At 67.5% G+C, this 24,758-nt stretch carries 27 protein-coding genes and 1 pseudogene; 10 read left to right on the top strand and 18 right to left on the bottom strand.

Annotation, left to right across the window (positions count from 1 at the left end; genetic code table 11):
* The first annotated feature begins 112 nt into the window (after positions 1 to 112).
* The gene (locus STARVERO_RS23745; protein WP_280178143.1) at positions 113 to 238 is read left to right on the top strand and encodes a hypothetical protein; all 126 of its coding nucleotides are present in this window, start codon (positions 113 to 115) and stop codon (positions 236 to 238) included.
* 461 nt (positions 239 to 699) lie between these two features.
* Here STARVERO_RS23745 and STARVERO_RS19250 read toward each other — a convergent pair whose 3' ends face one another.
* The 4 genes from STARVERO_RS19250 to STARVERO_RS19235 form a co-directional block, all read right to left on the bottom strand.
* Positions 700 to 1,329: a hypothetical protein gene (locus tag STARVERO_RS19250; protein WP_159600861.1), complete on the bottom strand. Its 630-nt coding sequence runs from the start codon at positions 1,327 to 1,329 to the stop codon at positions 700 to 702.
* Positions 1,330 to 1,333: 4 nt separating this feature from the next.
* A complete protein-coding gene (locus tag STARVERO_RS19245; protein WP_159600859.1) occupies positions 1,334 to 1,759 on the bottom strand; it encodes a hypothetical protein in 426 nt (141 codons plus the stop codon).
* A 93-nt stretch (positions 1,760 to 1,852) separates the two neighbouring features.
* Positions 1,853 to 3,610, bottom strand: a complete 1,758-nt coding sequence (locus STARVERO_RS19240; RefSeq protein WP_159600857.1) for a hypothetical protein — start codon at positions 3,608 to 3,610, stop codon at positions 1,853 to 1,855.
* 270 nt (positions 3,611 to 3,880) lie between these two features.
* A complete protein-coding gene (locus STARVERO_RS19235) occupies positions 3,881 to 5,704 on the bottom strand; it encodes a hypothetical protein (protein ID WP_244616828.1) in 1,824 nt (607 codons plus the stop codon).
* Here STARVERO_RS19235 and STARVERO_RS19230 point away from each other — a divergent pair.
* Together STARVERO_RS19230 and STARVERO_RS19225 are read left to right on the top strand one after the other, a co-directional pair.
* On the top strand, positions 5,684 to 6,424 hold the full coding sequence (locus STARVERO_RS19230) for a GIY-YIG nuclease family protein (RefSeq protein WP_244616827.1): 741 nt from the start codon (positions 5,684 to 5,686) through the stop codon (positions 6,422 to 6,424). The two genes, STARVERO_RS19235 and STARVERO_RS19230, sit on opposite strands and share 21 nt — an antisense overlap.
* A gap of 230 nt (positions 6,425 to 6,654) precedes the next feature.
* Positions 6,655 to 7,023, top strand: a complete 369-nt coding sequence (locus STARVERO_RS19225) for a hypothetical protein (protein ID WP_159600855.1) — start codon at positions 6,655 to 6,657, stop codon at positions 7,021 to 7,023.
* Here STARVERO_RS19225 and STARVERO_RS19220 read toward each other — a convergent pair.
* The 3 genes from STARVERO_RS19220 to STARVERO_RS19215 all read right to left on the bottom strand — a co-directional run bounded on the left by STARVERO_RS19220 (position 6,973) and on the right by STARVERO_RS19215 (position 8,743).
* On the bottom strand, positions 6,973 to 7,293 hold the full coding sequence (locus tag STARVERO_RS19220; protein ID WP_159601914.1) for a Rha family transcriptional regulator: 321 nt from the start codon (positions 7,291 to 7,293) through the stop codon (positions 6,973 to 6,975). The two genes, STARVERO_RS19225 and STARVERO_RS19220, sit on opposite strands and share 51 nt — an antisense overlap.
* Positions 7,294 to 7,335: 42 nt before the next feature.
* Positions 7,336 to 7,467, bottom strand: a complete 132-nt coding sequence (locus tag STARVERO_RS23740) for a hypothetical protein (RefSeq protein WP_280178142.1) — start codon at positions 7,465 to 7,467, stop codon at positions 7,336 to 7,338.
* Between the two features lie 154 nt (positions 7,468 to 7,621).
* Positions 7,622 to 8,743: a hypothetical protein gene (locus STARVERO_RS19215; RefSeq protein WP_159600853.1), complete on the bottom strand. Its 1,122-nt coding sequence runs from the start codon at positions 8,741 to 8,743 to the stop codon at positions 7,622 to 7,624.
* 370 nt (positions 8,744 to 9,113) lie between these two features.
* On the opposite strand from STARVERO_RS19215, the pseudogene STARVERO_RS19210 reads away from it, so the two are divergent.
* From STARVERO_RS19210 to STARVERO_RS19195, 4 genes and pseudogenes are all read left to right on the top strand, one after another.
* Positions 9,114 to 10,013: pseudogene (locus tag STARVERO_RS19210) on the top strand (YifB family Mg chelatase-like AAA ATPase); the annotation flags it as partial.
* Between the two features lie 297 nt (positions 10,014 to 10,310).
* Complete coding sequence (gene olsB / locus STARVERO_RS19205) at positions 10,311 to 11,369, top strand: l-ornithine N(alpha)-acyltransferase (protein ID WP_159600851.1); 1,059 nt, start codon at positions 10,311 to 10,313, stop codon at positions 11,367 to 11,369.
* Between the two features lie 180 nt (positions 11,370 to 11,549).
* The gene (locus STARVERO_RS19200; RefSeq protein ID WP_144341392.1) at positions 11,550 to 11,972 is read left to right on the top strand and encodes an Hsp20 family protein; all 423 of its coding nucleotides are present in this window, start codon (positions 11,550 to 11,552) and stop codon (positions 11,970 to 11,972) included.
* Positions 11,973 to 12,018: 46 nt separating this feature from the next.
* Positions 12,019 to 12,303 (top strand): BQ00720 family protein, encoded by a 285-nt coding sequence (locus STARVERO_RS19195; RefSeq protein ID WP_159600849.1) that lies wholly within the window; start codon positions 12,019 to 12,021, stop codon positions 12,301 to 12,303.
* A gap of 87 nt (positions 12,304 to 12,390) precedes the next feature.
* On the opposite strand, the gene gshB is transcribed toward STARVERO_RS19195, so the two are convergent.
* The 3 genes from gshB to rsmI form a co-directional block, all read right to left on the bottom strand.
* The gene (gene gshB / locus STARVERO_RS19190) at positions 12,391 to 13,335 is read right to left on the bottom strand and encodes a glutathione synthase (protein ID WP_144341390.1); all 945 of its coding nucleotides are present in this window, start codon (positions 13,333 to 13,335) and stop codon (positions 12,391 to 12,393) included.
* 134 nt (positions 13,336 to 13,469) lie between these two features.
* The gene (locus STARVERO_RS19185) at positions 13,470 to 13,841 is read right to left on the bottom strand and encodes a YraN family protein (protein ID WP_200837867.1); all 372 of its coding nucleotides are present in this window, start codon (positions 13,839 to 13,841) and stop codon (positions 13,470 to 13,472) included.
* Positions 13,834 to 14,739 carry a 16S rRNA (cytidine(1402)-2'-O)-methyltransferase gene (gene rsmI / locus STARVERO_RS19180; RefSeq protein WP_144341388.1) on the bottom strand — a complete coding sequence of 302 codons (906 nt, stop codon included), beginning with the start codon at positions 14,737 to 14,739 and terminating at the stop codon, positions 13,834 to 13,836. Before rsmI ends, STARVERO_RS19185 begins: the two co-directional genes overlap by 8 nt.
* A gap of 237 nt (positions 14,740 to 14,976) precedes the next feature.
* Here rsmI and STARVERO_RS19175 point away from each other — a divergent pair, with 237 nt between their 5' ends.
* Positions 14,977 to 16,206, top strand: a complete 1,230-nt coding sequence (locus tag STARVERO_RS19175; protein ID WP_159600845.1) for a penicillin-binding protein activator — start codon at positions 14,977 to 14,979, stop codon at positions 16,204 to 16,206.
* 15 nt (positions 16,207 to 16,221) lie between these two features.
* Here STARVERO_RS19175 and hemW read toward each other — a convergent pair whose 3' ends face one another.
* From hemW to rph, 3 genes are read right to left on the bottom strand one after another with little or no spacing between them, the layout of a single operon-like run.
* A complete protein-coding gene (gene hemW / locus STARVERO_RS19170) occupies positions 16,222 to 17,394 on the bottom strand; it encodes a radical SAM family heme chaperone HemW (RefSeq protein ID WP_159601912.1) in 1,173 nt (390 codons plus the stop codon).
* Position 17,395: 1 nt separating this feature from the next.
* Positions 17,396 to 18,061, bottom strand: a complete 666-nt coding sequence (locus STARVERO_RS19165) for a non-canonical purine NTP pyrophosphatase (RefSeq protein ID WP_144341385.1) — start codon at positions 18,059 to 18,061, stop codon at positions 17,396 to 17,398.
* The gene (gene rph / locus STARVERO_RS19160; RefSeq protein WP_144341384.1) at positions 18,058 to 18,771 is read right to left on the bottom strand and encodes a ribonuclease PH; all 714 of its coding nucleotides are present in this window, start codon (positions 18,769 to 18,771) and stop codon (positions 18,058 to 18,060) included. Before rph ends, STARVERO_RS19165 begins: the two co-directional genes overlap by 4 nt.
* Before the next feature lie 181 nt (positions 18,772 to 18,952).
* Here rph and hrcA point away from each other — a divergent pair, with 181 nt between their 5' ends.
* Both hrcA and grpE read left to right on the top strand, forming a co-directional pair.
* On the top strand, positions 18,953 to 20,053 hold the full coding sequence (hrcA, locus tag STARVERO_RS19155) for a heat-inducible transcriptional repressor HrcA (RefSeq protein WP_144341383.1): 1,101 nt from the start codon (positions 18,953 to 18,955) through the stop codon (positions 20,051 to 20,053).
* Between the two features lie 82 nt (positions 20,054 to 20,135).
* Positions 20,136 to 20,768: a nucleotide exchange factor GrpE gene (gene grpE, locus STARVERO_RS19150; protein WP_144341382.1), complete on the top strand. Its 633-nt coding sequence runs from the start codon at positions 20,136 to 20,138 to the stop codon at positions 20,766 to 20,768.
* 78 nt (positions 20,769 to 20,846) lie between these two features.
* On the opposite strand, the gene STARVERO_RS19145 is transcribed toward grpE, so the two are convergent.
* The 5 genes from STARVERO_RS19145 to hisF all read right to left on the bottom strand — a co-directional run bounded on the left by STARVERO_RS19145 (position 20,847) and on the right by hisF (position 24,749).
* Positions 20,847 to 21,827 (bottom strand): hypothetical protein, encoded by a 981-nt coding sequence (locus tag STARVERO_RS19145; RefSeq protein ID WP_144341381.1) that lies wholly within the window; start codon positions 21,825 to 21,827, stop codon positions 20,847 to 20,849.
* Positions 21,828 to 21,875: 48 nt separating this feature from the next.
* Positions 21,876 to 22,523, bottom strand: a complete 648-nt coding sequence (locus tag STARVERO_RS19140; RefSeq protein ID WP_159600843.1) for an alpha-ketoglutarate-dependent dioxygenase AlkB family protein — start codon at positions 22,521 to 22,523, stop codon at positions 21,876 to 21,878.
* Between the two features lie 9 nt (positions 22,524 to 22,532).
* A complete protein-coding gene (coaA, locus tag STARVERO_RS19135; RefSeq protein WP_159600841.1) occupies positions 22,533 to 23,492 on the bottom strand; it encodes a type I pantothenate kinase in 960 nt (319 codons plus the stop codon).
* 123 nt (positions 23,493 to 23,615) lie between these two features.
* Positions 23,616 to 23,951, bottom strand: a complete 336-nt coding sequence (locus tag STARVERO_RS19130; protein WP_159600839.1) for a phosphoribosyl-ATP diphosphatase — start codon at positions 23,949 to 23,951, stop codon at positions 23,616 to 23,618.
* 12 nt (positions 23,952 to 23,963) lie between these two features.
* Entirely contained in the window at positions 23,964 to 24,749 is a 786-nt protein-coding gene (hisF, locus tag STARVERO_RS19125; RefSeq protein WP_159601910.1) for an imidazole glycerol phosphate synthase subunit HisF, read from the bottom strand.
* Positions 24,750 to 24,758 lie beyond the last annotated feature (9 nt).

The following is a 24,758-nucleotide window of genomic DNA, read 5'->3' as shown; positions in this document are numbered from 1 at the left end:
GCCGTCGCAACTGCGACCTAAGCCCCATCGCATGATGCAGGGCACTGCCCACCCACACATCGACGCACCAGCGTCAGCCGCCGACCACGGGTCGATGCGGCCAAGAGGATATATGCGTACTCACAAGTTCACCCCGCCCGCACCCTCCATCGTCCACTCCAGCCCGGATTGGAAGCCCGAGCCCTGCGGCCTCACGCGCGCGCAAATCCGCGCCATCATCATTGAGCAGATCGGCTAACCCTCCGCGACCTGCCGCGCCTCGGATGGGCGTGCCCGCAGGCTCCTGAATGGTGGATGTATCGAGGGGGTTGTCTGGTGTCATGGCACCGAGGATAGCTCAGCAGAGCCGCGCGAAGGAGGACGCTCAGGGCGAGTCAGAACGACTCACCAGCGGCCGGGAGTAGTGCCCGGCAGGGTGTGGTGCGGCGGGACGGAGCGGCGGTGTAGGGGGCTCGTAGGGGCGTCCCTGAAGGGGTCGTTATGCGGGACTGGAGGCCCCCGAGGGGGAATCGCGCGCTTCTTCTAATTTAGATGGGCACTCAGAATTTTGTGCCGAAATATTCCGGGGTCCCCACTCGGGAAGCCGGGGACCATCACGACACGGTGGCGCAATGGCCCCCTATCGTCACGCCACGTGTCGCAATGATCGGCCGCCCTGAGGGACTATTGGCGCGCCGCCGTGGCGCACCAAATGGAACCCTAGTCCGGGTCGCCGGGGTTCCGGGTCTTCCGGGCCTGCGCCGCCCACCGGGACTGACGCTTCTGCGCCGCCTGCCTCTCCTCCCGCTGCTTCTCGAAGGCCGTCAACTCCCGCAGGATGGCCGCGCCGTCCGGCTTGTGGCCGATGACAGAGCGCGAGGGCGACTTGCTGAAGCTCTTCATGATGCGGGAATAGTCGTCCTTCTCCTCCCGCATCAGTCGGCGCCTCTCGGCAGCACGTGCCGCAGCGGCGTCCAGCTCGGCTTGGGCGGCTTCATCCACCGCCACCAGCTTGCCGTCAGAGAGCATGGCGAAGGCTTCGGAGATGAGCGCAAGGACGCTATCGGCTTCCCGTGTGTCCGATTTGCCGATGATGAAGGCGGCCTGCGCTTTGCTGAGGTGGAACTCAGTGACGGCACGCTTCGCCCCGGAGCCGATTCCGACCATCGCTTCACGCTGAAGCAATGGTCCAATGGCCTCCAGTATCCCCCGGTGCCGCTTGATAAGGTTGCGGATGTTGGCGGGGCGCTTGAAGCCAAGGGCCTCGGCAAGCCGCAGGTCGTGGACGGTGGTCTCCCCCGTGGCCGGGAGGACGGAGGCCGGGGACGCGGGCATGGTGATGTCCGTCATGGTCTCACCGCACCCCGCCCATGGCCGCGCGCTGCCGCTCTCGGTGCCGTTCAGCGGCCCCCTGCACCGCCTCCTTGGCCTCCGGGGTGTCCGCCACCACGAGGTGCCCGGCGTAGAAAAGGGCCTCCAGTTCGGCCATGTAGGCCCCTGACAGGTTCCCCTTCGGGGTCGGCACAAGCGCCCCGATCACGGCCGCCTGCGTGCGGTTGATTTCGTAGTCGTCAACCTCCCACACGCTGCCATCCTCGGCTGTCACATGGACCCTGCGGGTGATGACGGGACCAAGGGTCCGCAGCGTGGGCATGTTGCGCTTGATGAGGGCGCGGACCTTCCACGGGAAGACGTAATCCATCTCCGTGGCAATCATGTCGGCGTCAAAGAAGTCCGTGCTCGCGGCCTTCGGCTGGGCCGGCAGGGTGGTGGTGTTCATGTCTTCGGTCTCTTTCTGATGGTGTGATTTGGGCATGCGGAAGGGACGGCGCCGAAGCACCGCCCCCGAGTTCGTTCGTGTGGTCGCTCGTGGTTACTGAGGCCCGTTCCGGCGCACCCGGCCGGCATTCGCGGGAGCGTTGCGGCGCTGCTGCTTGGCGTTCTGCGCTTCCACAACGGCAGCCTTCGCGGCGGCTTCCTGCTCCACCTTGGCCGCCCTGAGGGAGAAGTTGAGGCCGCCCCTCGCGTCTTCTTCCTCCACCAGCACCGGGCCGTCCCCATGGGCGCGGATGATGGTCCACACTCCCTGTTGACCGTCCCCGGCCGGCTCCACCGTGAGGTCCCCGGCCTCATAGCCGTACCGAACCCCGTAGGTGTCCGCCCACTGCTTGAGCTTGTGCTCGGCAATGGCCCGGAAGTTCTCCGGCACGGCCCGGTCGGTGGTCGGGACAGGGTTGCCGTTGACGATGGTATGACCCGCCTGAATGCGCTCCTTCGCCAGTTCCACGGCGTCGTCCGGGGACTTGCCGAGGCGGACGTAGAACTCCCCCCACTGCTCCAGCTTGCGGGCCACGTCGTCCGTCATGGTGATGGCGCCGACGCCATTGCCTGAGCGGCCCGGCAGCGGCCACGTAGAGGGAGACAGGAACTCCCACGAACCCTGTTGAAGGTCCCCGAGCTTCTCCCGGACCTTGGTGAGGTTCGGCTTCAGGCTCGCCGGCACCGCCTCGGGATTAGCCGTATCGGTGAAGCGGGTGAACTGAGGGTCCACCAGCCCGTTCTTCGACAGGGCACCGATGCGATAGTTCATGCCGCCCTCGGGGTTCCCCTGAGCGGCCATCGATTCGGCCTTCTTGCGGATCAGCTCCACGCCCTGCTTCTGCTGGTCGTCGGCAGTGACGGTCTTCGTATCACCGGCCTCCGTACGCACGTCCACGGGGGTCATGAAGGCCAGCGTGCCGTTCTCGGCTGCCACCTCAAGGGACGACTGAACGCGCGCCTGATCGGCATCCGCAGCGGCCTTGTTCTGGAGCCGTAGCTGCTCCTTCTGGTAGGCCGCCGTGGTGGACTGAGCGCGGTTTAGGATGACCTGAGCGGTGGGGCCTGCGTCCTGCTTGGCCGCGATAGAGCCGATGCCCCCGCGCGTGTCGCTCAGGAAGTGCTCGACATACTTCTCATTGTTCGGGTTCTCCGCGAGGCGCCTGCTGACGTTCAGGACCACCCCATCAAGCTCCTGAGGCTGGAGCCCCATGGTGTCCTTATAGTAGCCGTACTGGCCCCTGAGGGCGGCCTGAAGCTCAGCGGGGGACTTCCCCTCGGAGATACCTAAGGTGACGGCGGCGAACCACGTATCGCCCACTGCCGTGAGAGCCGTGTCCTTCTCGCGCTTGACCTTGTATTCAGTCGCCTGAGCCCGGAGGCGCGGGGAGAACTTGTTCAGTACGGCGCCGTATATCTCTTTGGCGTCCGTGTCCTGAATGCCCTTCAGGTCCTCGGCTGCGGCCCCCGCAATGAAGGCGTCGAAGTCACCCGTGTCGCGGTCGAACTCGCCGCTATCCCACGCCGTCTGGAGAGCCTGCACGCGGCGGGTGGCAAGCTGCGTGGCTGCACTCTTGGCGAACGCCTTGGCGGCGAAGGGGCTGGAGGAGATGGGCGACGTTCCGGCCCGCACATGGGCCTGAAGCTCCTCCACGGTGGACTGCGCCACGGCGGCCTCGGCACTCGCGGCCTGCTTCGCCTCCATGTTCTCGAAGGCTTGCGTGAGGACGGGGGAGAAGGACTGAAGGGCCGCCGCAACGTCCAGAAGGTCATTGCTCCGAGGAGCTTCCGGGGGCCGGACATAGGTGCTCACGGGTGCCGCAGTCGGCCGCAGGGGGCGCGCTTCGACAATCTCGGGAGCTACCCGACGCGGGGCACGTGGGAGGCGCTTGACGGTGCTGATGGGGTCTTCACGGAGCGGGGCAAGCCCGGAGAGTTTCTGTGCCATGGTCATGTTCCTTGGGCGCCCCTCAGGGCGCGCCGCGAGAAATGGAAACGCCCCCGCTCGGGTGCTCCGAACGAGGGCGCAAGGTCGGTGGGAAGAGGGACCGGGGCGGCTCGCAAGCCGTCGCGGGAAGGGTGTTCAGGGGGCGGTAGAGCGTGCCGTATCGGGCCGCCCCTGCGACATCAGCCCGAAGAGCGTCGTCATGGGGAGCGTGTTCTGCCAGATGAGCGGGCGAAGGATGGCCCGCACCTCCCCCCGCGACATCGGCCGCCCGTCCGAGAACGGCGCGGTGATGGCGTGCATGGCCTTCGGGATGTCGTCTAGGAGCCCCGTGGTGGGATTGCCGAACCACACGTCCGAGGTCTGGTCGGTGGACCGGCTGTTGAAGACGCCCGGCTGTCCGAAGGCCCGCGCCACCGTGTCCACCATCAGCGGCAGGAGGGCGACCATCCCGACCCGCTGGAACCCGCCCATGGCGATGCCCTGAAGGGACAGGCGCTCCTCAAGCTGCTTTTCCGAGAGCATCGGGGCGTTCGCCACCGTCTGCGCCACATGTCCGAGCTGCCCCGCCACCATCGAGCCGAGGAAGTTGGTGAGGCTTTCCCGGTCCCACATGTGGATGTTGTGGAGCATCTGCTTCGAGTGGGCGCCGATGACGAAGGTACGGAACTGGAGCACCGTCTTCGCCACCGGGTGAGACATCCACGGCGCGAAGAGGCCGGGACTATTGGACTGCACCATGCGGCTGCCCCGCACATGCACCGCGTGCTCAAAGTGAGCGAGCGCCTCAAGGTCGTCCCACTGGTCGAGGCTCAGCCTCTCCAGCTTGAACGTGGAGTTGCCCTTCAGCGTCCGGTACTTCCGCATCTGAGCGAACACCCGTTCCGCCATGGCGTCCGTGAGGCCCATGTTGCGGAGCCGCTGAACGGAGGTCGTGGCTTCCCCCGAGGCGACACGAGAGAACCAGTGCAGGACCGCTGAGGTGGACCAGCGGTGAAGCAGGGTGTTCAGGGCGTTGAGGCCGGATATCTCCATGGTGACGCGCTTGGCGACACCGAGAGCGGTCTCAATCTTCCGCATACGGGGGCTCATCTCGAAGGCCGTCCCCCATTCTCCCTCGGTGGACAGGCGCCAGTCGCCGGCCGTGCGGATGCGCTCGGCACCGCGACCGAAGACCGACTCAATCTCCGCCGCGAAGCCGTCCTTCAGCCTTCCCGTGCGGGCATCGCGCACGAACGCCCGGTAACTCGGCATGCCCGCCATCGCGGCCTTGAACCCCGCCGTGAAGATGGCGCCAATCTCGGGGATTTGGGCGAAGCCGAGCTGTCCGCCGACGCGCGCAAGGCCGTACTCCCGAAGAAGCCGGAGCGCCTGCGCAAAGGCCGTGCTCTCATCGTACAGCGGCACGCCTGCGGTGCCCTTGTGGAGTGCCTCAATGTGTCGCTGGTCCTTCATGAGCGCGGCCTGCGGCTGGTCGATTTCATCCGCAACGGCCGCCATCTTCTGGAGCTTGTTCTCCAGCGCCCCCGGTCCCGCGAGCCCGTCAATGAGCACGTGCCGCTGCCCGTCGATGACCTTCTCAACCCGCACCTGAGCGAGCGCCACCTGCCCCGACATGGTGCGGTTATAGGAGGCCATGAGCTTGCCGATGTCCTCCTCAAGGAGAAGCTCGGCAAGCGTCGTCACGGTTCCGTCCGGCATCTGGACACGGAGGCTCTCGTCCAGCAAGGCGCGATGCTTGGCGCGGGTGACGGCGCCCTTGTCCACCGGCCGGGTGAGCTGCGCCATGACGTTCTCCACGGCCTCAGGGTCCATGCCGGGGAGTTCCTGAAGCTGGACCCGGAGCCCTTCAAGGTCATTGGAGAAGAGGCCGTCCGCCGCCCGGACGTTGAGCTTGCGGCTCGCCTCCCGCTGAATCCTGACATAGCCCCGGCTGAAGGCTTGAAGGGCCTTCGGGTCCATGTCCGGGTGCATCTGCGGGAACGAATCCTAGCCGAGATAAGGCGAATTGCAGCGCAAGGCGGCAAGGCTCCGGGCCGCGCAGTATTCGAACGCGAAACCGGCATCCGTCCGGCAGACTGGTTAGGCGTGTATTGGGCGCGGTGGGGTGACGCCCTGACTGAAGCAGGACTCGCGCAGAACGAAAAACAGGCGAAGACGCCCGAACATGCCGTACTCGCAGCGTTGATAGGCGCATTCCGGCACTACGGGCGAATGCCGACCACGGCAGAACTGCGCATCTACGGTCGGCAACATCCCGGCTTCCCGTCTCACAGCACCATCCATCAAAGCATGGGCGGACAGGCAGGGCTCGCGGACAAACTCCGAGCATGGACGGCCGAACAGCCTGATTTTGCTGATGTGCGCGCTATGCTTCCCGAGGTGAAATTGGATAGCGCTCCTGCCAAGCAGTCGGGCGCACGGAGCGATGGGGCTGTGTATTTGCTGCGGTCCGGCGCCAACTTCAAAATTGGCCGCAGCGATCAGATAGAACGCCGCATCAAGGAAATTCGCATTGCACTTCCCGAGGTTGCGACGCTGGTGCACACGATTGCAACCGATGATCCAGCCGGCATTGAAGCGTACTGGCATAGGCGGTTTTCTGAGCGTCGCATGAACGGTGAGTGGTTCAGACTGACACCCGCAGACGTGCTCGCGTTCAAGCGGCGCAAGTTCCAATAAGCTGATCTGCGCCGCTGCCACCTCTATGTGGGAACCTTCACTCCCTATACAGGACCCGTAAGCAGCGCGTGCCTCTCCTCTCTAGAACGACCTTGCTCCATCTACAGGAGGCATAAGCGGCCACCGTGCCCTCGCCCGTCGTTGCCCGGCCGGCGCCGTTGAAGGTGGTCGTGACTTCGCGACACTCAATTTCGGCGCCATACTGCGACCGATATAGGAAGGGGGCCACAATGCAAGAAATTCAGAAATTGATTGATGCAGAAAAGGCAGCGTTCGATTATGCGAGAATGCTACTAACGACTATTGCATGGTGGTCTATTTTAATAATTATTATTTCGGCCATCAGGACGCTGGGAAACGCCAACCTATTGTTTTATATAGCAGGCTTTCCAATTCTAGCAGTCGGCGTTGCATTCGGATGCTACCTCGCATTTCGGATTAACCTACTGACAGAAAGGGCATCAACAATCCTCTTAGGCAAGACCGCTCAGATGCCGATTGCGCTGCGCTGGCCTATTAACGCGATACTGTTCCTTCTCCCTTTGGCCTCAGCGTGGATGATCGTTTGGGCACTGTTTTTTGCACGTTGGGCGAAGTAGGCAGACAGAAGGAAAAGCACTCGCGAGCGCCGGCTTCCCGTTGAAGCCCATCGCGAGGAGCGTGAAGCCGTCCTTCGTCATTTCGTACATGCGGTAGGTCTGGCCGTTCTGCGGGTGGGTGTAGGTAGTCTCCCTAAAATTCGGGAGACCCTCCGCTGGCATGACCGCGATGGCATCCTCTGCCGCCTTCAGCACATTGTCATGCCGCTTCCCGAAGAACGCCGCAACGTCCCGGCTGGAGGCATAGACGGTGTGACCTGAGACCCTAATCTCCTCCGGTCTATGGTAGAGTCCTGGGTTTCGTTTGTGGCCTCATGCGGCCTGTTTTTCCAGCGTGGATTTCATTGCGAACTCGACCGGCGCCATGTTGCCGAGTGCCGCACCGGTCTCCTGCTCCTTCAGTAGTCCGATAATCTGCTCTTCCGTGAACCGCGATGGTCGCATCGTCCGTCTCCGTAATCGACGGACTCTACCCAAATCTGGAGGAAGTTCAGGGTCTCAGGTCAGGTGCCCTCTCGGGTGTACACGGCGGGCGTGGAGGTCAGGGCGCTCGTCTGACAGTTGAAACGCAATCGAGGAAACGGCGGGAGCCGCTCGGCTATGGTCCGCTGGTGCGGACTGGGGGCTCAGGCCACTCGTCATTGATCGTCATGAGGCCTTGATTGAACCGGAGGAGGCAGAACTGATCGGGGGTTTTGAAGCGTACATCGACTCGCCCGCCGCGCACCGCGTAGCCTGCCTGAACATTGAGCGGGCTATCCTCGTGAACACCATAGGCGTGGATGAGCGCGACATTCTCAGGCGTGAAGAATGCCCAGAATTCGCGTAAGCGGCTAATAAGCCTTGCATATCCCTCGTCAGCTGACTGAAGGATGACCACCGCCACCTTCAACTCACGCTCTTGATTGCTGAGGATAAAATCGACCGCCTCTTCCTCGGTGAATGAGAAGCCCACCGACTCTAGCTGTCGTCGGACGATTGCCAGTTCCTTCTCAGGCGCGAAATCTTTGATGAGTGCAATCTGCCCGGCCAGCAACCCGAGCGTGGTTTCCTGCGTCTCCACCCCGCTGCGACGACCAAATCCCGCAGGGCCAACATAGTCACTTTCGTCCTCGGAGTCGTCGCTACGGAGCACCCGGCTCACCACGAGATTCCCCCCGTAGTTAGTCTTCGCCGCACGCAGCTGACTATGGACCTTCGGGACTTCCCGACGAAACTGTCGGTAAACCTCGCCCGCTGCCTCGGCAACACCCTCCAATTGAGCAACAGCATTCAGCTTCGCGGCGATCAAGGGAAGATGATCGAGGAGGTAGCTCTCTCTCGCATCCCTATCCCTCTTTGCCTTGAATTCCTTTGCCGCCGCCGTGCCGGCATCGTGGCCCGCGCAGCAATTCCCAATTGCCGCACAGACCATCAGCCGGGGAAACCACGCGAGGTCGCCCTTGCGATATTTATCTCGCTGATAGCAGCGGGGGCAGAAGGCGAGCTTACCATCCGCCCGCTTTTTCCGTTCAATCACGAACTGTTTGAGAACGATGAACCGTTCATCACGGTCGATCTTCTCAAGGTACAATCCCGGGAAGGTTTCCGGCATTCCGGTTTCCCGAACATGGTTCAGGAAGTCGGTGCCAAACTGCTCTAGCGGTCGCTCTCGAAACGACCTGAAGGAGGGGACTTCTAACTGTACGCTCTTCGACGCCGATGAAGCCAGTTTGGCCATCTGATACCTCGTGAGAACAAACCCAGAAGACTCATTTTGTTCTTTTCAAAGGCTCCCATTCAGCAGGTGCCGGGGGCCGACTCACCGCCTCAACTAGAATATAGCCCAAAAACCGGAGCTATGACGCTGAGTCACTCTATATATAGGCATTTTGGCGTGTGGCAGGCCCAAATAGTAGTGGGGGTTGTGGGGATAGTGGCAAAAACTCCAAGAGACCCCGATAGAACGTATCAAGAATCCGGACGCTCATCCCCTGCAAGAGGCACACTTCGCGCTCATCAAGCTACCCCGCAGGTCATGTCGCGGACGCGCGCCGTCTCTGGCTTAGTGCCGGGGTCGGGGGGAGACATTTCCCGGGTATATAGACATCAACCTGCTGCTCTGCGGGCCTCCGGGCGCCGGCAAGTCGATGCTGGCGCAGCGCCTGCCGTCGCTGCTGCCGCCGCTCTCGCCGGCGGAGCTGCTGGACGTGTCGATGATCGCCTCGGTCGCCGGCACGCTGCAGGGCGGGGCGCTCACCAGCCGGCGGCCTTTCCGGGCTCCGCATCATTCCGCCAGCATGGCGGCGATGGTCGGCGGCGGCATGCGGGCCCGGCCCGGCGAGGTGTCGCTCGCCCATAACGGCGTGCTCTTCCTCGACGAGCTGCCAGAATTCCAGCCGGCGGTGCTGGATTCGCTCCGGCAGCCGCTGGAAACCGGCGAGGCGGTGATCGCCCGCGCCAATCACCGCATCGCCTATCCCGCCCGTTTCCAGCTCGTCGCGGCGATGAATCCCTGCCGCTGTGGCCGGGCCGGCGAGCCCGGCCACACCTGCCGGCGCGGGCCGCGCTGCGCCAGCGAGTACCAGGCCCGCCTCTCCGGGCCGTTCCTCGACCGAATCGACCTGCATCTCGACGTGCCGGCCGTCGCGGCGATCGACCTCGTGCGGCCGGGGCCTGCCGAGCCGAGCGCAAAGGTCGCCGCCCGCGTCGCCGAAGCGCGACGCCTGCAACGCGAACGCTATCTGGCGCTGGGCCGGGCGGACCTCTTCACCAATGCCGAGGCGAGCGGCCCGATCCTGGAAGCGATCGCCGCGCCGGACGAAGCCGGCACGGCGCTGCTCGCCGACGCCGCGCGGCTCATGCGGCTCTCCGCCCGCGGCTATCACCGGGTGCTGAGGGTGGCACGCACGTTGGCCGATCTCGCCGGCGCCGAATCGGTCGGCCGCACGCATCTCGCCGAGGCCCTGGCCTACCGCGCCGCCGCCGACCGGGCTGCCGCGGCCGCCTGACGGTGGATCCTTCTCGGGGGGTGCGCCACCGGGACAGCGGCGCGCTTTCCCACGGACATGGAATGGCCGAGACGGGCCTCGGAACGGGATCGACGGGGACGCCGCAAAGCCACCGCACGAGCCGACGTTTTCCCCGAAAGCACCCCTCGCTCTACGGCTGATGGGCGGCCGGTGCTCCCGCGTCGAGGCGCTGTTTTCCGGCAAGACCCGGCCCGGACGCACTGTCACATAGGCGTCCTACAGATGTGATTCCAATCCGAAGCCGCTATAGTGGATCAAAGGTTTGGGGGCCTTTCCATGACCGAGATGCTGGCCGACGCGAATGTCGAGGCACGCCCTGCCGGTGGCCATCCCGCCTTGCGCGCCCTGCTCAAGCCCCGTTTCCTCGCTCCCGCCCTGCTCAAATCGCTGACCCCGGGGTCTCGCGCCTCGGAGTCCGGGCCACTCCCCTTTCTGCCCACCGCATTTGCGCCCTCCCGCTTCATGCCGGCGCTGCGTTCCTATTCCGGCCTGCGCCACCGCGAGAGCCGGAGCGATCGGGGGCCGCAGACGCTCGGGCGGATCGGGCCGCTGGAGGTGCGCCTCGCGGTGACGGCGGCGGATGTGCGGCGCGCCCAGCGCCTGCGCTACGAGGTGTTCTACGAGGAAATGTCGGCCGCCCCGGCCGCCGCCATGCGCCTTGCCCGGCGCGACTTCGACGCCTTCGACGGCTTCTGCGACCATCTCCTCGTGCTCGACCACGATTCCTGCCGCATGGTGCGCGGCAAGCGCGTGCCGCGCGTCGTCGGCACCTATCGCCTGCTGCGGCAGGAGATCGCCGCCCGCCATGGCGGCTTCTACACGGCCGGCGAATTCGACATCGCGCCGCTGCTGGCACGCCACCCGCACCGGCGCTTCCTGGAGCTCGGCCGCTCCTGCGTCCTTTCCTCCTACCGCAACAAGCGCACGGTGGAGCTGCTCTGGCACGGCATCTGGGCCTATGTGCGCCGGCACGGCATCGACGTGATGTTCGGCTGCGCCAGCCTGGAAGGCACCGATCCCGATAGCCTCGCGCGCCCGCTCGCCTTCCTGCACCATTTCGCCCCCGTCGACCCGGAGTGGTCGGCCGACGCGCTGCCGCGGCACGCCGCGGCGATGGACCGGCTGCCGGTCGAGGGGCTGGACGCCAAGGCCGCGCTCAACGAGCTGCCGCCGTTGATCAAGGGCTATCTGCGGCTCGGCGCGCAGATCGGCCGCGGCGCGGTGATCGACCGCCAGTTCGGCACCACCGACGTGCTCATCGTGCTGCCGGTCGAGCGCATCAACCCGCGCTATCTCGACCATTTCGGGGTGAACGGCGAACGCCACGCCGCCTGAGCCCTTTCCCACCACGCTGCCCAGCCTTGCCGGCCGTTACGTCGCGCGCGCCTTTTTCAGTGGCCCTGCGCGGCGATGTCTTGCGTCGCCCCTGCCGCTTGCCCATATCCCAGCGGAACGGGATGCCTCTCTTGGGGTCCCACACACGCAAAGTCGCTTCTAGACGAGGACTTTGGGAGCATGTCGCGCATTCCCTCGCTGTCGAGCCCCTTCCTGCTCGGCTTTGACGAGGTCGAGCGAGCGCTCGACCGCGTCATGAAAGGTTCGGATGGCTATCCGCCCTACAATGTGGAGCGGGTGGTGCCCCCGGACCAGCCGGAAAGGCTCCGCATCACCCTGGCTGTCGCCGGTTTCACCCGCGAGCAGCTCGAGGTGACGGTGGAGGAAAAGGAGCTCGTCATCCGCGGCCGCCAGGCCGAGGAGCCGGAGCGGGTCTATCTTCACCGTGGCATCGCCGCACGCCAGTTCCAGCGCACCTTCGTGCTGGCCGATGGCATGCGGGTTCTGGGTGCCGATCTGAAGAACGGACTTCTCTCGGTCGACCTGGTCCGGCCGGAACCGGAACGCATCGTCCGGCGTATCGCTATTGCGACGGATGAATGAGGGAGCCCGAAGCCGGTCTCGACAGCTACGAAAGGAGTCGCGGACCATGACCAACGAATTTCACCTCGATCCCGGCGCGGCGGGTTCCGCCCTGGCCGGTGCGCTCTCGCCGGAAGCCTTCGCCAATCTGGGCGGCGGGCATATCGCCTATGTGCGCACCATCCGGTCCGAGGATGCTGCCGGGCTCTTCCCGCAGGCGCACCTCGCGCCGGGGCTGACGCTCTTCACTCTCCATGCCGCCGACGGCACGCCGATCATGCTTACCGACAGCCGCGAGGCGGCCCTGGCGAGCGCGGCGCAGAACGAGCTGGTGACGCTCAGCGTCCACTGAGCCGTGCGGCGAGCACGCCGACGAAAGTAACGGCACCGCTTCGGGGACGAGGCGGTGCCGTTTTCGTTTTGAAGCCGGAACGAGCCTTCAGCCGCGACGCTTCTTCTCGATCACATCCCAGATCAGCGCCGCGATGTCCGGGCCGCCGAGGCGGCGGATGGCGCGGATGCCGGTGGGCGAGGTGACGTTGATCTCGGTCAGGTTGCCGTCGATCACGTCGATGCCGGTGAAAAGCAGACCCTTTTCGCGCAGCGAGGGGCCGAGCCGTTCGCAGATCTCGCGCTCGCGCGCCGTCAGATCGGTCTCCTTCGCCGCGCCGCCGCGCACCATGTTGGAGCGCAGGTCGCCCTCGCTCGGCACCCGGTTGACCGCCCCGGCGAACTCGCCATCGACCAGGATGATGCGCTTGTCGCCGTGCTTCACCTCCGGCAGGAAGCGCTGCACCACCCAGGGCTCGCGGAAGGTGGTGGCGAAGAGGTCGTAGAGCGAACCGAAGTTCAGGTCCTCCCGCGTCAGCCGGAAAACCGCCGCGCCGCCATTGCCGTAGAGCGGCTTGACCACGATGTCGCCGAACTCGTCGCGGAACGCCTTGATCTCCTCGAGGTCACGGGTGATCAGCGTCGGCGGCATCAGGTCCGGGAACTCGGTGACGAAGATCTTTTCCGGCGCGTTGCGCACATGGGCGGGATCGTTCACCACCAGCGTCTTCGGGTGGATCCGTTCGAGCAGATGCGTGGCCGTCACATACTGCATGTCGAAAGGCGGATCCTGACGCATCAGGATGACGTCGAAGCTGTCGAGCCGCACGCGGCGAGGCTCGCCGAGCGTGAAATGGTCGCCCCGCACGTCGCGCACCTCCAGCGGCTGCACGGTGCCGAACAGCTCGCCGTCGCGCATGGCGAGGCGGTCGGTGGTGTAATAGGAGAGCGCGTGCCCGCGCGCCTGCGCTTCCAGCAGCAGCGCGAAGGTGGAATCGCCCGCAATGTTGATGCGGTCGATCGGGTCCATCTGGACGGCGACGTTGAGGCTCATGGGAAATTCCGTATCGGCGGGATGCCTGTCGGGGAATGCAAGCCGGCGACAGAGGCGCCGGAGGCGTTGCGCCTGATGTAGCGCCTTCGCGCACCGGACGCTACCGAGCGGTGTCGACGTGAGGCCGTTCCGGGCTATTCCGCCTCGAAGGCGCCGGGCAGGTGCACCGGCGCCGCATTGGGCGCGACCAGCACCACGTCGAGCCGCATGTCGAGCCCGGCGAATTCGGGATTGCGGGCGAGGAAGATCTCCGCCGCTCCGGCGATGCGCCGGCGCTGGCGCGGCAGGATCGATTCGGCGGCGGAATAGAGGCTGGTGCGCGCCTTCACCTCGATGAACACCAGCAATCCGTCGCGGCGCGCAATGAGGTCGATCTCGCCACGCGGGGTGCGCACGCGGCGCGCCAGAATGGTGAAGCCCTCGGCCTCGAACAGCGCCGCCGCCGCCGCTTCGGCATCGAGCCCGCGCGTGAAGGCCGCGCGGCGCTTCTCGCCGGTGTCACTCATCGCCGGCCTGCAGGGCGAGCGCGCGGGCATAGACGGCGCGGCGCGGCAGGCCGGTCGCGGTCGCCACCGCTGCCGCCGCGTCCTTCACCGACAGGCTGGCGAGTGCCGTGCGCAGCGCGGCATCGAGATCCGCCGCGCTCGACTCGGCCGCCAGCGGCGGTCCGATGACGAGCACGATCTCCCCCTTGGGCGGCCCGGCCTCGGCATAGTGAGCGGCGAGGGCATCGAGCGGGCCGCGCCGCACCTCCTCGAAGGTCTTGGTGAGCTCGCGGCACACCGCCGCCGGCCGGGCGCCGAGGCCGGACGCCAGATCGGCGAGGCTTTCGGGCAGGCGCGGGCCGCTCTCATAGACGACCAGCGTCGAGGGTAAGGTCTTCAATTCGCTGATGCGCGTGCGCCGTGCGCCGCTCTTTGCCGGCAGGAAACCCTCGAAGAAGAAACGGTCGGTCGGCAACCCCGCCGCCACCAGCGCGGCAAGGCTCGCCGACGCGCCGGGGACAGGAATCACCCGGTACCCGGCTTCCAATGCCGCCTCGACCAGCTTGTAGCCGGGATCGGACACCAGCGGCGTGCCGGCGTCCGAGACCTGCGCCACCACGGCCCCCTCCGCCAGCCGGGCGAGAAGGCGCGGGCGCGTCTGCTCGGCATTGTGGTCGTGATAGGCGACGAGCGGCGTTTCGATACCGTAACGATCCAGCAGGCGCCGAGTGATACGGGTATCCTCGCAGGCGATGACGTCCGCTCCCGCCAGCGTTTCCAGCGCCCGCAACGTAACGTCGCCCAGATTGCCGATGGGCGTGGCGACGATGTGGAGCCCGCTCTCGGGCCGCGCGGCGGGAAGGCTGTGGCCGGCGATGCGGAAGAGGCGGGGGCGGGAAGACTCAGGGGAGGCGTTCATGATGACGGCATTGTAGAGACCCCCATCTCCCGCGTCATGCGCCGTGTGCGGGACGAAGCTACCTGCCGGCAGCCGGTACTCCCGTGAACACGTGGATATGTCGGCCATTCATCCATCGTGACCATCCCACACGGTGACAGGGCGAGGCCCTCCGTCCTACAAAGGACGATGGTGCCCGTCGTGCTGGCGGGCGTGCGATTTTCTCCGAACGCCGGGCGCGATGAGCGATACAGCACGATGAGCGAAGACGACTTCCCCCGGCCGATCGACGACGAACGCCGGCTGACGGGCGTGCGGGCGCGCAACGCCACCCGGCGCGGCTTCCTGGTGATGGCCGGCGCGGCGACGCTCGCCGCCTGCTCCTCGGGCCCCGATGTCGCGCCACCGCAATCCTCGCTTCCCGCCCCGGCCCTGCCGCCCGGCGGCAATACCGCGCCCGGCACCGGCACGCCCATCGGCCTGATCCTGCCGCTCGGTGCCAGCGGCAACGCCGCGACGGTGGCGCAGGCGTTGCAGAACGCGGCGGATCTGGCGCTGTCGGAATTCGCCGGCGCCCGGCTGCGGCTGATCGTCAAGGATGACGGCGGCACCGGCCCGGGCGCGCAGACGGCCGCCCAGCAGGCGCTGGACGAGGGCGCGCGCGCCATCATCGGCCCGCTCTTCGCCCATTCCGTTGCCGCCGCCGGGCAGGTCGCCCGGCAGCGCGGCGTGCCGCTCGTCGGCTTCTCCACCGACACCAATGTCGCCACGCAGGGCGTCTACCTGCTCAGCTTCCTGCCGCAGACCGACGTCGAGCGTGGCGTGCGCTACGCCGCCTCCATCGGGCGGCGCTCCTTCGTCGGGCTGGTGCCGGACAACGCCTACGGCTCGGTGGTCGAGGCCGCCTTCCGCGAGACCGTGCCGGTCGTCGGCGGGCGCATCGTCGGGCTGGAGCGCTACGCGCCCGGCCAGTACGCGGAAGCCGCGCGGCGCGTTGCCGGTTCCGCCGTGCAGGCCGACGCGGTGTTCCTGCCGGATGCTGCCGACGCGGTACCGCAGGTGCTCCAGGCACTGGCAGCGGCGGGGGTGAACCTCACCGGCAAGCAGCTCATCGGCACCGGCCTGTGGGACGATCCGAAGCTCTTCGCCGCCCCCTCGCTCAATGGCGGCATCTTCGCCGCGCCCGATCCGGCCGGTTTCCGCGCGTTCGCGGGGCGCTACCGGGCCCGCTACGGCCGCGAGCCGGTGCGCACCGCCGCCCTCGCCCATGATGCGGTGTCGCTGATGGCGGCGCTGGTCAACAGCTATGGCGAGAACGGCATCACCGACGCGGCGATCCAGAATCCGTCGGGCTTCAGCGGCGTCGACGGCATCTTCCGCTTCCGCGCCGACGGCACCAACCAGCGCGGCCTGGCGGTAATGCAGATCGCCGGCGGTTCGACGCGGATCGTCAGCCCGGCCCCGCGCAGCTTCGCGCAGGCCACCTGAAGGCGGCCGGCGCCGCTAAGCCGCCAGATCGGCGACGATGGCGTCGAGCACGGGCAGGCCGATGGCCGTCGCGCGCAGGCGCTCGCCGGGCAGTTCCTCGATCAGGCCTTCCACCAGGAGGGTAGCAAAATGCGTAGCATCGAGGTCGCGACCGGCCAGCCGCGCGAAGCGCGCGCGGTCGATACCCTCCGTCAGCCGCAGCCCCATCAGCAGATATTCGTCGGCCTGTTCGGCGCGCGAGAGCCGCTCGTCGACGATGACGCCGTGGCCCGCCTGCTCGACCCGCGCCACCCATTCCTCCGGGCTCCGCTCGGTGGAGGTGGCGACCCGGCCCTCGGGCGTGTCGAGCCGGCCATGGGCGCCGGGGCCGACGCCGGCATATTCGCCGTAGCGCCAGTAGAGCAGGTTGTGGCGGCTTTCCGCCCCCGGCCGGGCGTGGTTCGAGATCTCGTAGGCGGGAAGGCCGGCGGCCAGCGTGGTCTCCTGCGTCACGTCCCACAGGGCGCGGGCGGCATCGCCGTCGGGCACGATGAGCCGGCCGGCGCGGTGCAGCGCGGCGAAGGGCGTACCGTCCTCGATGGTGAGCTGGTAGAGCGAGAGGTGCTCGCAGCCCTCGTCGATGGCGCGCTTCAGCTCGGCCGCCCAGTCCTCCGGCTTCTGGTCGGGGCGGGCATAGATGAGGTCGAAGGACACGCGCTCGAAGGCGGCGCGCGCCACCGCCACCGCGCCCAGCGCTTCCTGTGCCGTATGCATGCGCCCGAGCGCCTTCAGCGCGGCGTCGTCCAGCGCCTGAACCCCCAGCGAGACGCGGTTGACCCCCGCCGCGCGGTAGCCTCGGAAACGCCCGGCCTCCACGCTGGTCGGGTTCGCCTCCAGCGTCACCTCCGCACGCGCGTCGAGCGGCCAGGCGGTGTCGATGGCCTCGAGGATCGCCCCGACCGTGGCCGGATCCATCAGCGAGGGAGTGCCGCCGCCGAAGAACACGCTCTGGGTGCGCCGCTGGCCGATGCGCTGGCGCGTATGGGCGATCTCGGCCCGGAAGGCGGCGACGAAGCGCGCCTGGTCGGGCGGGGAATGGCGGACATGGGAGTTGAAGTCGCAATAGGGGCACTTGGCCTTGCAGAAGGGCCAGTGCACATAGACGCCGAAGCCGGGATCGACCGGCGGCGGCGCCGGGCGCGGCGCCACCTCAGTCAAACGTCGCCCCGAAGGCGGCCTGCGCCAGCGCGATGAAGGCGCGGGCGCGGTGCGAGAGGCCCCGGCCGAGCGGCGGCAGGCCGTGCTTCTCGGCGCCCGTCATCTCGCCGAAGGTGCGCGGATTGTCTTCAGGCTGGCCGTCCGGCTGGAACATCGGGTCGTAGCCGAAGCCGGCCGGCCCGCGCGGCGGCCACACCAGCGTGCCGTTCACCACGCCTTCGAAATCCTCCACATGGCCGTCGGGCCAGGCGAGGCAGAGAGCGGAAATGAAATAGGCGCGGCGCAGGTCCGGCAGCTCCGCCCCGGCTTCGCGCAGCTCCTCTTCCACGCGGGTCATCGCCGCCATGAAGTCCTTCTCCGGCCCCGCCCAGCGGGCGGTGTAGAGCCCCGGCGCGCCGCCGAGCGCGTCCACGCACAGGCCGGAATCATCGGCGAAGGCCGGCAGGCCGGACGCCCTGGCGGCGGCGACCGCCTTGATGCGGGCGTTCTCGGCGAAGGTGAGGCCGGTCTCATCGGGCTCGGGCAGGCCGAGCTCGCCGGCCGAGACGGCATCGACTCCGTAGGGCGCCAGCAGGCCTCGCATTTCCTCCAGCTTGCCCGGATTATGCGTGGCGATGACGATGCGTCCTTCGAGGCGCCGATGCGGCTCGCTGCTCATGATACGGCCAGCTTCTGCAGATCGACCAGCTTGGTGATGCCCTTGCGGGCGAGGCCCAGCATGGCGTTGAACTCGTCCTCGGTGAAGGGCGTCTTCTCCGCGGTTCCCTGCACCTCGACGAAGCCGCCGGAGCCGGTCATCACGAAATTCACGTCCGTATGCGCCTCCGAATCCTCGGCGTAGTCGAGATCGAGGCGCGGCTCGCCGTCGATGATGCCGCAGGAAACGGCGGCCAGATGGTCGCGCAGCGGAACGGCTGGGATCATGCCGCGCGACTTCATCCAGCTCAGGCAGTCATGCAGCGCGATCCACGCGCCGGTGACGGAGGCGGTGCGGGTGCCGCCATCGGCCTGGATGACGTCGCAATCGACGGTGATCTGACGCTCGCCGAGCTTTTCGAGGTCCACCACCGCGCGCAGCGAGCGGCCGATGAGGCGCTGGATCTCCTGGGTGCGGCCGGACGGCTTGCCGGTCGTCACCTCACGGCGGGTGCGCTCATGGGTGGCGCGCGGCAGCATGCCGTATTCCGCCGTCACCCAGCCGCGGCCCTGGCCCTTGAGCCACGGCGGCAGGCGCTCTTCCAGCGTCGCAGCCACCAGCACATGGGTTTCGCCGAACTTCACCAGGCAGGAGCCCTCGGCATGACGCAGCACGCCGCGCTCGAAGCTGACGGAGCGCATCTCGTCGGGAAGGCGGCGGGAAGGGCGCATGCGGGCGGTCTCCTGAAACGCGGGTCGGCGGGACCCCTCTGGCCGGCCCTTGTAAGGGCGCGGCCGCGCCGGTGCAATGACCGGGGACGGCGCCGGACCAGAGCGCTTGAACCCACCGCCCGATTACCGAGATAATAGGACACGACCAACGGGATCGACCGACCGGAACCACAGGCTCGCAATGCCCATCGAACCTCTGCTGTCCGCTGCCGCGCCGCAGCTCGCCCGGCTCGACGAACGCTCGCGCGAGATTTTCCGCCAGATCGTCGAGACCTATCTCGCCACGGGCGAGCCGGCGGGCTCGCGCAACATCTCCCGCCTCATCCCGATGACGCTCTCGCCCGCCTCCGTGCGCAACGTGATGGCGGACCTCGAGGCGGCCGGGCTGATCTACGCTCCTCACACCAGCGCCGGCCGGCTGCCGACCGAGCGCGGACTGCGCTTCTTCGTCGACGCGCTGCTGGAGATCGGCGACGTCTCCGAGGATGAGCGCAACTCCATCGAGACGCAGGTGCGCGCCGCCGCCCGCGCCCAGACCGTGGATGGCGTGCTGGCGGAAGCCTCGAACCTGCTTTCCGGCCTGTCGCGCGGCGCCGGCGTCGTCACCACCGGCAAGACGGATGTACGGCTCAAGCACATCGAATTCGTGCCGCTCGACGCGACGCGGGCGCTGCTGATCCTCGTCTCCGAGGACGGGGAGGTGGAGAACCGCCTCGTGCCGCTGCCGGTCGGCCTGCCGGTCTCGGCGCTGGTGGAGGCGACGAACTTTCTCGCCTCGCTGACGCGCGGGCGCACGCTGGCCGAGCTGCGCGGCGAGGTGGAGCGCACACTCACTGCCCGCCGCGCCGAGCTCGACGAGCTGACCGCGCGGGTGGTGGAGACCGGCCTCGCAAGCTGGTCCGGCGGCGACACGGCGGAGCGGCGACTCATCGTGCGCGGCCAGACGCGGCTGCTCCACGACCTCCGGGCGATCGAGGATCTGGAGCGGGTGCGGCTGCTGTTCGACGACCTCGAAGCCAAGCAGGAGGTGGTCGACCTGCTGGGCCGCGCCGAGGGCGCGCAGGGGCTGCGCATCTTCATCGGCTCGGAGAACAAGCTGTTCTCGCTGTCCGGCTCGTCCACCATCGTCGCGCCCTATCGCGACGGGCAGGGGCGGGTGGTCGGCGTGCTCGGGGTCATCGGGCCGACGCGGCTGAACTATGCCCGGATCGTGCCGATGGTCGACTTCACCGCCCGTGTCGTCAGCCGCGTGCTGGCCGGCCCGGGAATTGACGCGGCTTGATTTTTCCTGTCCCCGACCCGATATGGCGGGCGTCCGCGGAACGACGCTCCGCCGGCAAATCCATTCTCCCGACGAGGTGCTTATGAGCGACGACAACCGCAACCCGGCTGACCAGCCCGACGCTGACCGGCCCGACGTGGCGGCGCCGACTCCCGAAACGGCGGAGACTACGGCAGCGCCCGAAGACCTCGCCAGCCAGCTCGCCGCCGAGAAGGAGCGGCTGGAGGCCGAGGTCGCCACGCTCAAGGACAAGTTCCTGCGCGCCTTCGCCGAGGCCGACAATGTGCGCCGTCGCGCCGAGCGCGAGGTCGCCGATGCCAAGGTCTACGGCATCACCGGCTTCGCCCGCGACGTGCTCACGGTCGCCGACGATTTCGAGCGGGCGCTCGGGGTCATCGACGCCGAGGCGCGCGAAAAGGCCGAGGGCACGCTGAAGACGCTGCTCGACGGCATCGAGCTGACCTCGCGCGCGCTGACGCAGACGCTGGGCAAGCACGGCGTCGCCCGCATCGAGGCGGAGGGCGCCAAGTTCGATCCGAACCTGCACCAGGCGATGTTCGAGGTGCCGAACGCCGAGGTGCCTTCCGGCACGGTCGTGCAGGTCATCCAGCCCGGCTATAAGATCGGCGAGCGCGTGCTGCGCCCGGCACTGGTCGGCGTCTCCAAGGGCGGCCCCAAGGCCGCGCCGGTCGAGACCCCCGCCGCCGAGGGCTGATCGGCGCCATCCCAGATCGTGACGACAAGCGCCGGGCGGGAAACCGCCCGGCCTTTTCGTTTGCGAAGCGGAGGAGCCTCAGCGCATCTCGATGCTGTCGCGCAGGCCGCGCATGGCGGTGAAATCGGCGTCGAAATTCTCCTCGGGCGCGACGCCGACCATGCGCAGATAGCTGGTGCGGCCGAAGCGCAGCCACTGGGCGACCTTCAGCGGCTTGTCGGTCTTCATGTCGAGGCCCTTGCCGACCAGCTCGAAGCCGGCCTGGCCGCCAATGCGCAGTGGGCCGCCGCGCTCGACGCGCAGCTCCTTCACGCCCGGCACGCTGGAGATGGCGCGCTTGGCGACGCTCTCGCGCTCCTCCTCGCGGATGTCGCCGGGACCGGCGGCGACGATGAAGAACGCGTTGCCGGCCATGTCGGGCTCGCCGTCACCGGCCTTGCCGTCCGCCTTCTTGCCGTCATCCTTGGTCAGCAGCACGGCGCTGTTGCCGAGCACCTTCAGCACGCGATAGCCGGAGAGGTCGCCGAGGGTGAAGGGCAGGCGTGCCAGCAACTCCTCGGTGCTCGGCGGCGCGCGGAACACGACCGAGCGCAGCGACGATTCGATCGTTTCGTCGCTGTAGCGGGCCGATGTCGGCTCGGGAAACTGGACCGTCACCATGCCGGTCTGCTCCTTGCCCCCGGCGATGAGAATCCACTTCTTCAGCGCCTCGCTGCCGACCGCCTGGTAGCCCTTGAGCAGCACCGCCTTGATGCCGTCGGGAAGCTCCACGTCACGGCGTTCCTCCACCGTCACGCCCTGCTTCTGCAGCTCCTTCGCGGCGACGTCGCTGGTGATCTCGGCGAAAGCCCGCTTCGGCATTTCCAGCACGAGGATCGAGGCCTTGGCCGCGCGATCCTGGAAGCCCGGCACGCCGGGTATCTCGCTCATGCCCTCCGGCGGCACGAGACCGATCGATCCCTGATTGGGAAAGACGGCCTGCGCGTTGGCCGCGGCGGCGGGAAGGCAGCAGGCCAGAAGGGAAAAAGCGGCGGCGGCAATGGGGACAACAAGGCGCATGCGCAATCCTTCAGAATCGATAGCTCGAACTTCGCCGTTTCTGCGGGCTCAACAAGGCGGAATTTCGCACGCCTCGCCACGATGCACCCGTCGTAACGTCAGATTGATGCGGCCGGGCTGCTTCAGCAAGGTCGACGTATCCGGCAGGATGCGGTCGATGCCGTGAAAGGCCAGCCGCGCCGGGCCCGACAGCAGCAATGCGTCGCCGGAGGCGAGGCGGACGGAGCGCGTGGGATCCTTGCGCGACGTGCCGCCGACGCGGAACAGCGCCGTGTCGCCCAGTGAGAGCGACAGCACCGGGGCACTGAACTCCTCCTCGTCGCGGTCCTGATGCAGGCCCATGCGCGCGCCCGGCGCGTACCAGTTGATCAGGCAGGCCTCCGGCGCCCATGGCGAGCCGGCCAGCGCCCGCCACGCCGCCAGCAGGCGCGCGGGGATGGGCGGCCAGGGCGCCCCGGTCTCGGGATGGGTCGGCTGATAGCGGTAGCCGGTCTCGTCCGACACCCAGCCCAGCGGCCCGCAATTCGACATGCGCACCGAGAAGGGCTGGCCGGTCCTCGGCATGCGCGGCGTGAACAGCGGCGCCTGCGCCAGTACCTGCCGCAGATCCTCGGCCAGCGCCTCCTGCTCGCCGCGGTCGAACCAGCCGGGCCAGTAGAAGCAGCCGGGCACGATCTCCACCGGGGACGGGGCCATTGGCGGCGCCTAGAGCTTGCGCAGCGCGACCGCCTCGACCTCATGGTCGCCGCCCTTGCGCAGGATGAGGTCGGCGCGCTGGCGGGTGGGCAGGATGTTCTCGCGCAGGTTCACGAGGTTGATGGACCGCCAGATGGAGCGGGCGGTGGCGTCGGCCTCCGTCCCGGACAGGCTGGCATAGCGGTGGAAATAGGCCTTGGGGTCGCGGAACGCCGTCTCGCGCAGGCGCATGAAGCGCTCCACGTACCAGCGCTCCAGGATCGTCTCGTCGGCGTCGATGTAGATCTTGAAGTCGAAGAAGTCGGAGACGAAGGGGATGCCCTTGCCGTCCTTCGGCGGACGGCTGGTCTGCAGAACGTTCAGCCCCTCGACGATGAGGATGTCCGGCTGGTCGACCTCCACCGAGGCATTGGGCGTCACGTCGTAGTTGAAGTGGCTGTAGATCGGGGCGCGCACCGGCCGCCGCCCGGCCTTGATGTCGGTAAGGAAATGCAGCAGCGCCGGCAGGTCGTAGCTTTCCGGGAAGCCCTTGCGCCCCATCAGCCCTTCCTGCTCCAGCACGGCGTTGGGCAGCAGGAAACCATCCGTCGTCACCAGCGCCACCTTGGGCGTGTTCGGCCAGCGCGCCAGCAGCGCCTCCAGCACGCGCGAGGTGGTGGACTTGCCTACCGCCACCGAGCCGGCGACCCCGATGATGTAGGGCATCTTGCCGTTCTGCTCGGGACCGAGGAATTTCTGCATCTGCCGGAACAGCTTCTGCGTCGCGCCGACATAGATCGACAGCAGGCGCGACAGCGGCAGGTAGATTTCCTCGATCTCGGGCAGCGACAGGCGGTCGTTCAGGCCCTGGAGACGCTGGATCTCCTCCGGTTGCAGAGGCTGGGGCGTGTCCGCGCGCAGCGCCGCCCATTCGACGCGGCTGAAATTGCGGAAGGGTGACAGCCCCGCATCGTCGAGCTTCAGATCCATGGCAGCGTTTCCCGGCTCGCCTGGACATTGAAGACGCCAAGCGTTGGTCGACCGTATACCACAAGGTGACGACGAGGAACACCGCGAGGCCGCAGGTTACCAGCCGCCGCGATCCTCACTTCCTCAGCCCTTCGGGCGGGAAGCCTTCTCCTCGAGGCCGGACCGGTTCGTCCGGCGGCCCAGTTCCGCATAGACGTCTTCCAAGGGAACGCCGCGCGCCTGAAGCAGCACGACGAGATGGTAGAGAAGATCGGCGGTCTCCGATACGACGGCTTTCGTATCGGTCCCGACGGCGGCCAGCGCCGTCTCGACCGCTTCCTCGCCCAGCTTCTGGGCGCATTTGGCGACGCCCCTGGCGATGAGCGTGCGCGTATAGGAAGCCTCGCCCTCGCCGGCGGCGCGGCGGGCGACGATGGCGGCAAGGTCGTCGAGAGTGACGCGCGCCGTGTCCTCGGCCATGGCGGCCTCCTTCTAGAAATCACCGCCGCCGAAGCGGACGGGAAGCCCGGCCTCGGCGAGGCGCTGCTTGGCGGCGCCGATGGTGAAGGTGCCGAAATGGAAGATGGAGGCGGCCAGCACCGCCGATGCGCCCCCCGCCCGGATGCCGTCCACCAGATGGTCCAGCGTGCCGACGCCGCCCGAGGCGATCACCGGCACGGTTACGGCATCGGAGATGGCGCGGGTGAGCTTGAGGTCGAAGCCCTCGCCGGTGCCGTCGCGGTCCATGGAGGTGAGCAGGATCTCGCCGGCGCCGAGCGCGACGACTTCCTTCGCGTATTCGATGGCATCGATGCCGGTGCGGTTGCGCCCGCCATGGGTGAAGATCTCCCAGCGGTCGGGCTCACCCTCCGCGGAGACCTTCTTGGCGTCGATGGCGACGACGATGCACTGCTCGCCGAACTTTTCCGCCGCCTCGCGCACGAATTCACGCCGGTTCACCGCCGCCGTGTTGATCGACACCTTGTCGGCGCCAGCGTTGAGCAGGGCGCGGATGTCCTCCACCGTGCGCACGCCGCCGCCGACCGTGAGCGGCATGAAGCACTGCTCGGCGGTGCGGCTGACCACGTCGATGAGCGTGCTGCGGGCCTCGACGCTGGCGGTGATGTCGAGGAAGCAGAGCTCGTCGGCGCCCGCCGCGTCATAGGCCTTCGCCGCCTCGACGGGATCGCCGGCATCGCGCAGGTCGACGAACTTCACGCCCTTGACGACGCGGCCGTCCTTCACGTCGAGGCAGGGGATGACGCGGACCTTGAGCATGGAATCCTC

It is taken from the genome of Starkeya nomas (assembly GCF_902703545.1).
GTDB classification, from domain to species: Bacteria; Pseudomonadota; Alphaproteobacteria; order Rhizobiales; family Xanthobacteraceae; genus Ancylobacter; species Ancylobacter moscoviensis.
The sequence above is the reverse complement of the archived record's forward strand: the minus strand, read 5'-3'. Positions and strand labels throughout refer to the sequence as shown.

Excerpts from the sequence above, each read along its gene's own strand:
- STARVERO_RS23745 (WP_280178143.1), top strand. The coding sequence starts at position 113 with ATGCGTACTCACAAGTTCACCCCGCCCGCACCCTCCATCGTCCACTCC.
- STARVERO_RS19250 (WP_159600861.1), bottom strand. The coding sequence starts at position 1,329 with ATGACGGACATCACCATGCCCGCGTCCCCGGCCTCCGTCCTCCCGGCC.
- STARVERO_RS19245 (WP_159600859.1), bottom strand. The coding sequence starts at position 1,759 with ATGAACACCACCACCCTGCCGGCCCAGCCGAAGGCCGCGAGCACGGAC.
- STARVERO_RS19235 (WP_244616828.1), bottom strand. The coding sequence starts at position 5,704 with ATGGACCCGAAGGCCCTTCAAGCCTTCAGCCGGGGCTATGTCAGGATT.
- STARVERO_RS19225 (WP_159600855.1), top strand. The coding sequence starts at position 6,655 with ATGCAAGAAATTCAGAAATTGATTGATGCAGAAAAGGCAGCGTTCGAT.
- STARVERO_RS23740 (WP_280178142.1), bottom strand. The coding sequence starts at position 7,467 with ATGCGACCATCGCGGTTCACGGAAGAGCAGATTATCGGACTACTGAAG.
- STARVERO_RS19215 (WP_159600853.1), bottom strand. The coding sequence starts at position 8,743 with ATGGCCAAACTGGCTTCATCGGCGTCGAAGAGCGTACAGTTAGAAGTC.
- olsB (WP_159600851.1), top strand. The coding sequence starts at position 10,311 with ATGACCGAGATGCTGGCCGACGCGAATGTCGAGGCACGCCCTGCCGGT.
- STARVERO_RS19200 (WP_144341392.1), top strand. The coding sequence starts at position 11,550 with ATGTCGCGCATTCCCTCGCTGTCGAGCCCCTTCCTGCTCGGCTTTGAC.
- STARVERO_RS19195 (WP_159600849.1), top strand. The coding sequence starts at position 12,019 with ATGACCAACGAATTTCACCTCGATCCCGGCGCGGCGGGTTCCGCCCTG.
- gshB (WP_144341390.1), bottom strand. The coding sequence starts at position 13,335 with ATGAGCCTCAACGTCGCCGTCCAGATGGACCCGATCGACCGCATCAAC.
- STARVERO_RS19185 (WP_200837867.1), bottom strand. The coding sequence starts at position 13,841 with ATGAGTGACACCGGCGAGAAGCGCCGCGCGGCCTTCACGCGCGGGCTC.
- rsmI (WP_144341388.1), bottom strand. The coding sequence starts at position 14,739 with ATGAACGCCTCCCCTGAGTCTTCCCGCCCCCGCCTCTTCCGCATCGCC.
- STARVERO_RS19175 (WP_159600845.1), top strand. The coding sequence starts at position 14,977 with ATGAGCGAAGACGACTTCCCCCGGCCGATCGACGACGAACGCCGGCTG.
- STARVERO_RS19165 (WP_144341385.1), bottom strand. The coding sequence starts at position 18,061 with ATGAGCAGCGAGCCGCATCGGCGCCTCGAAGGACGCATCGTCATCGCC.
- rph (WP_144341384.1), bottom strand. The coding sequence starts at position 18,771 with ATGCGCCCTTCCCGCCGCCTTCCCGACGAGATGCGCTCCGTCAGCTTC.
- hrcA (WP_144341383.1), top strand. The coding sequence starts at position 18,953 with ATGCCCATCGAACCTCTGCTGTCCGCTGCCGCGCCGCAGCTCGCCCGG.
- grpE (WP_144341382.1), top strand. The coding sequence starts at position 20,136 with ATGAGCGACGACAACCGCAACCCGGCTGACCAGCCCGACGCTGACCGG.
- STARVERO_RS19145 (WP_144341381.1), bottom strand. The coding sequence starts at position 21,827 with ATGCGCCTTGTTGTCCCCATTGCCGCCGCCGCTTTTTCCCTTCTGGCC.
- STARVERO_RS19140 (WP_159600843.1), bottom strand. The coding sequence starts at position 22,523 with ATGGCCCCGTCCCCGGTGGAGATCGTGCCCGGCTGCTTCTACTGGCCC.
- coaA (WP_159600841.1), bottom strand. The coding sequence starts at position 23,492 with ATGGATCTGAAGCTCGACGATGCGGGGCTGTCACCCTTCCGCAATTTC.
- STARVERO_RS19130 (WP_159600839.1), bottom strand. The coding sequence starts at position 23,951 with ATGGCCGAGGACACGGCGCGCGTCACTCTCGACGACCTTGCCGCCATC.
- hisF (WP_159601910.1), bottom strand. The coding sequence starts at position 24,749 with ATGCTCAAGGTCCGCGTCATCCCCTGCCTCGACGTGAAGGACGGCCGC.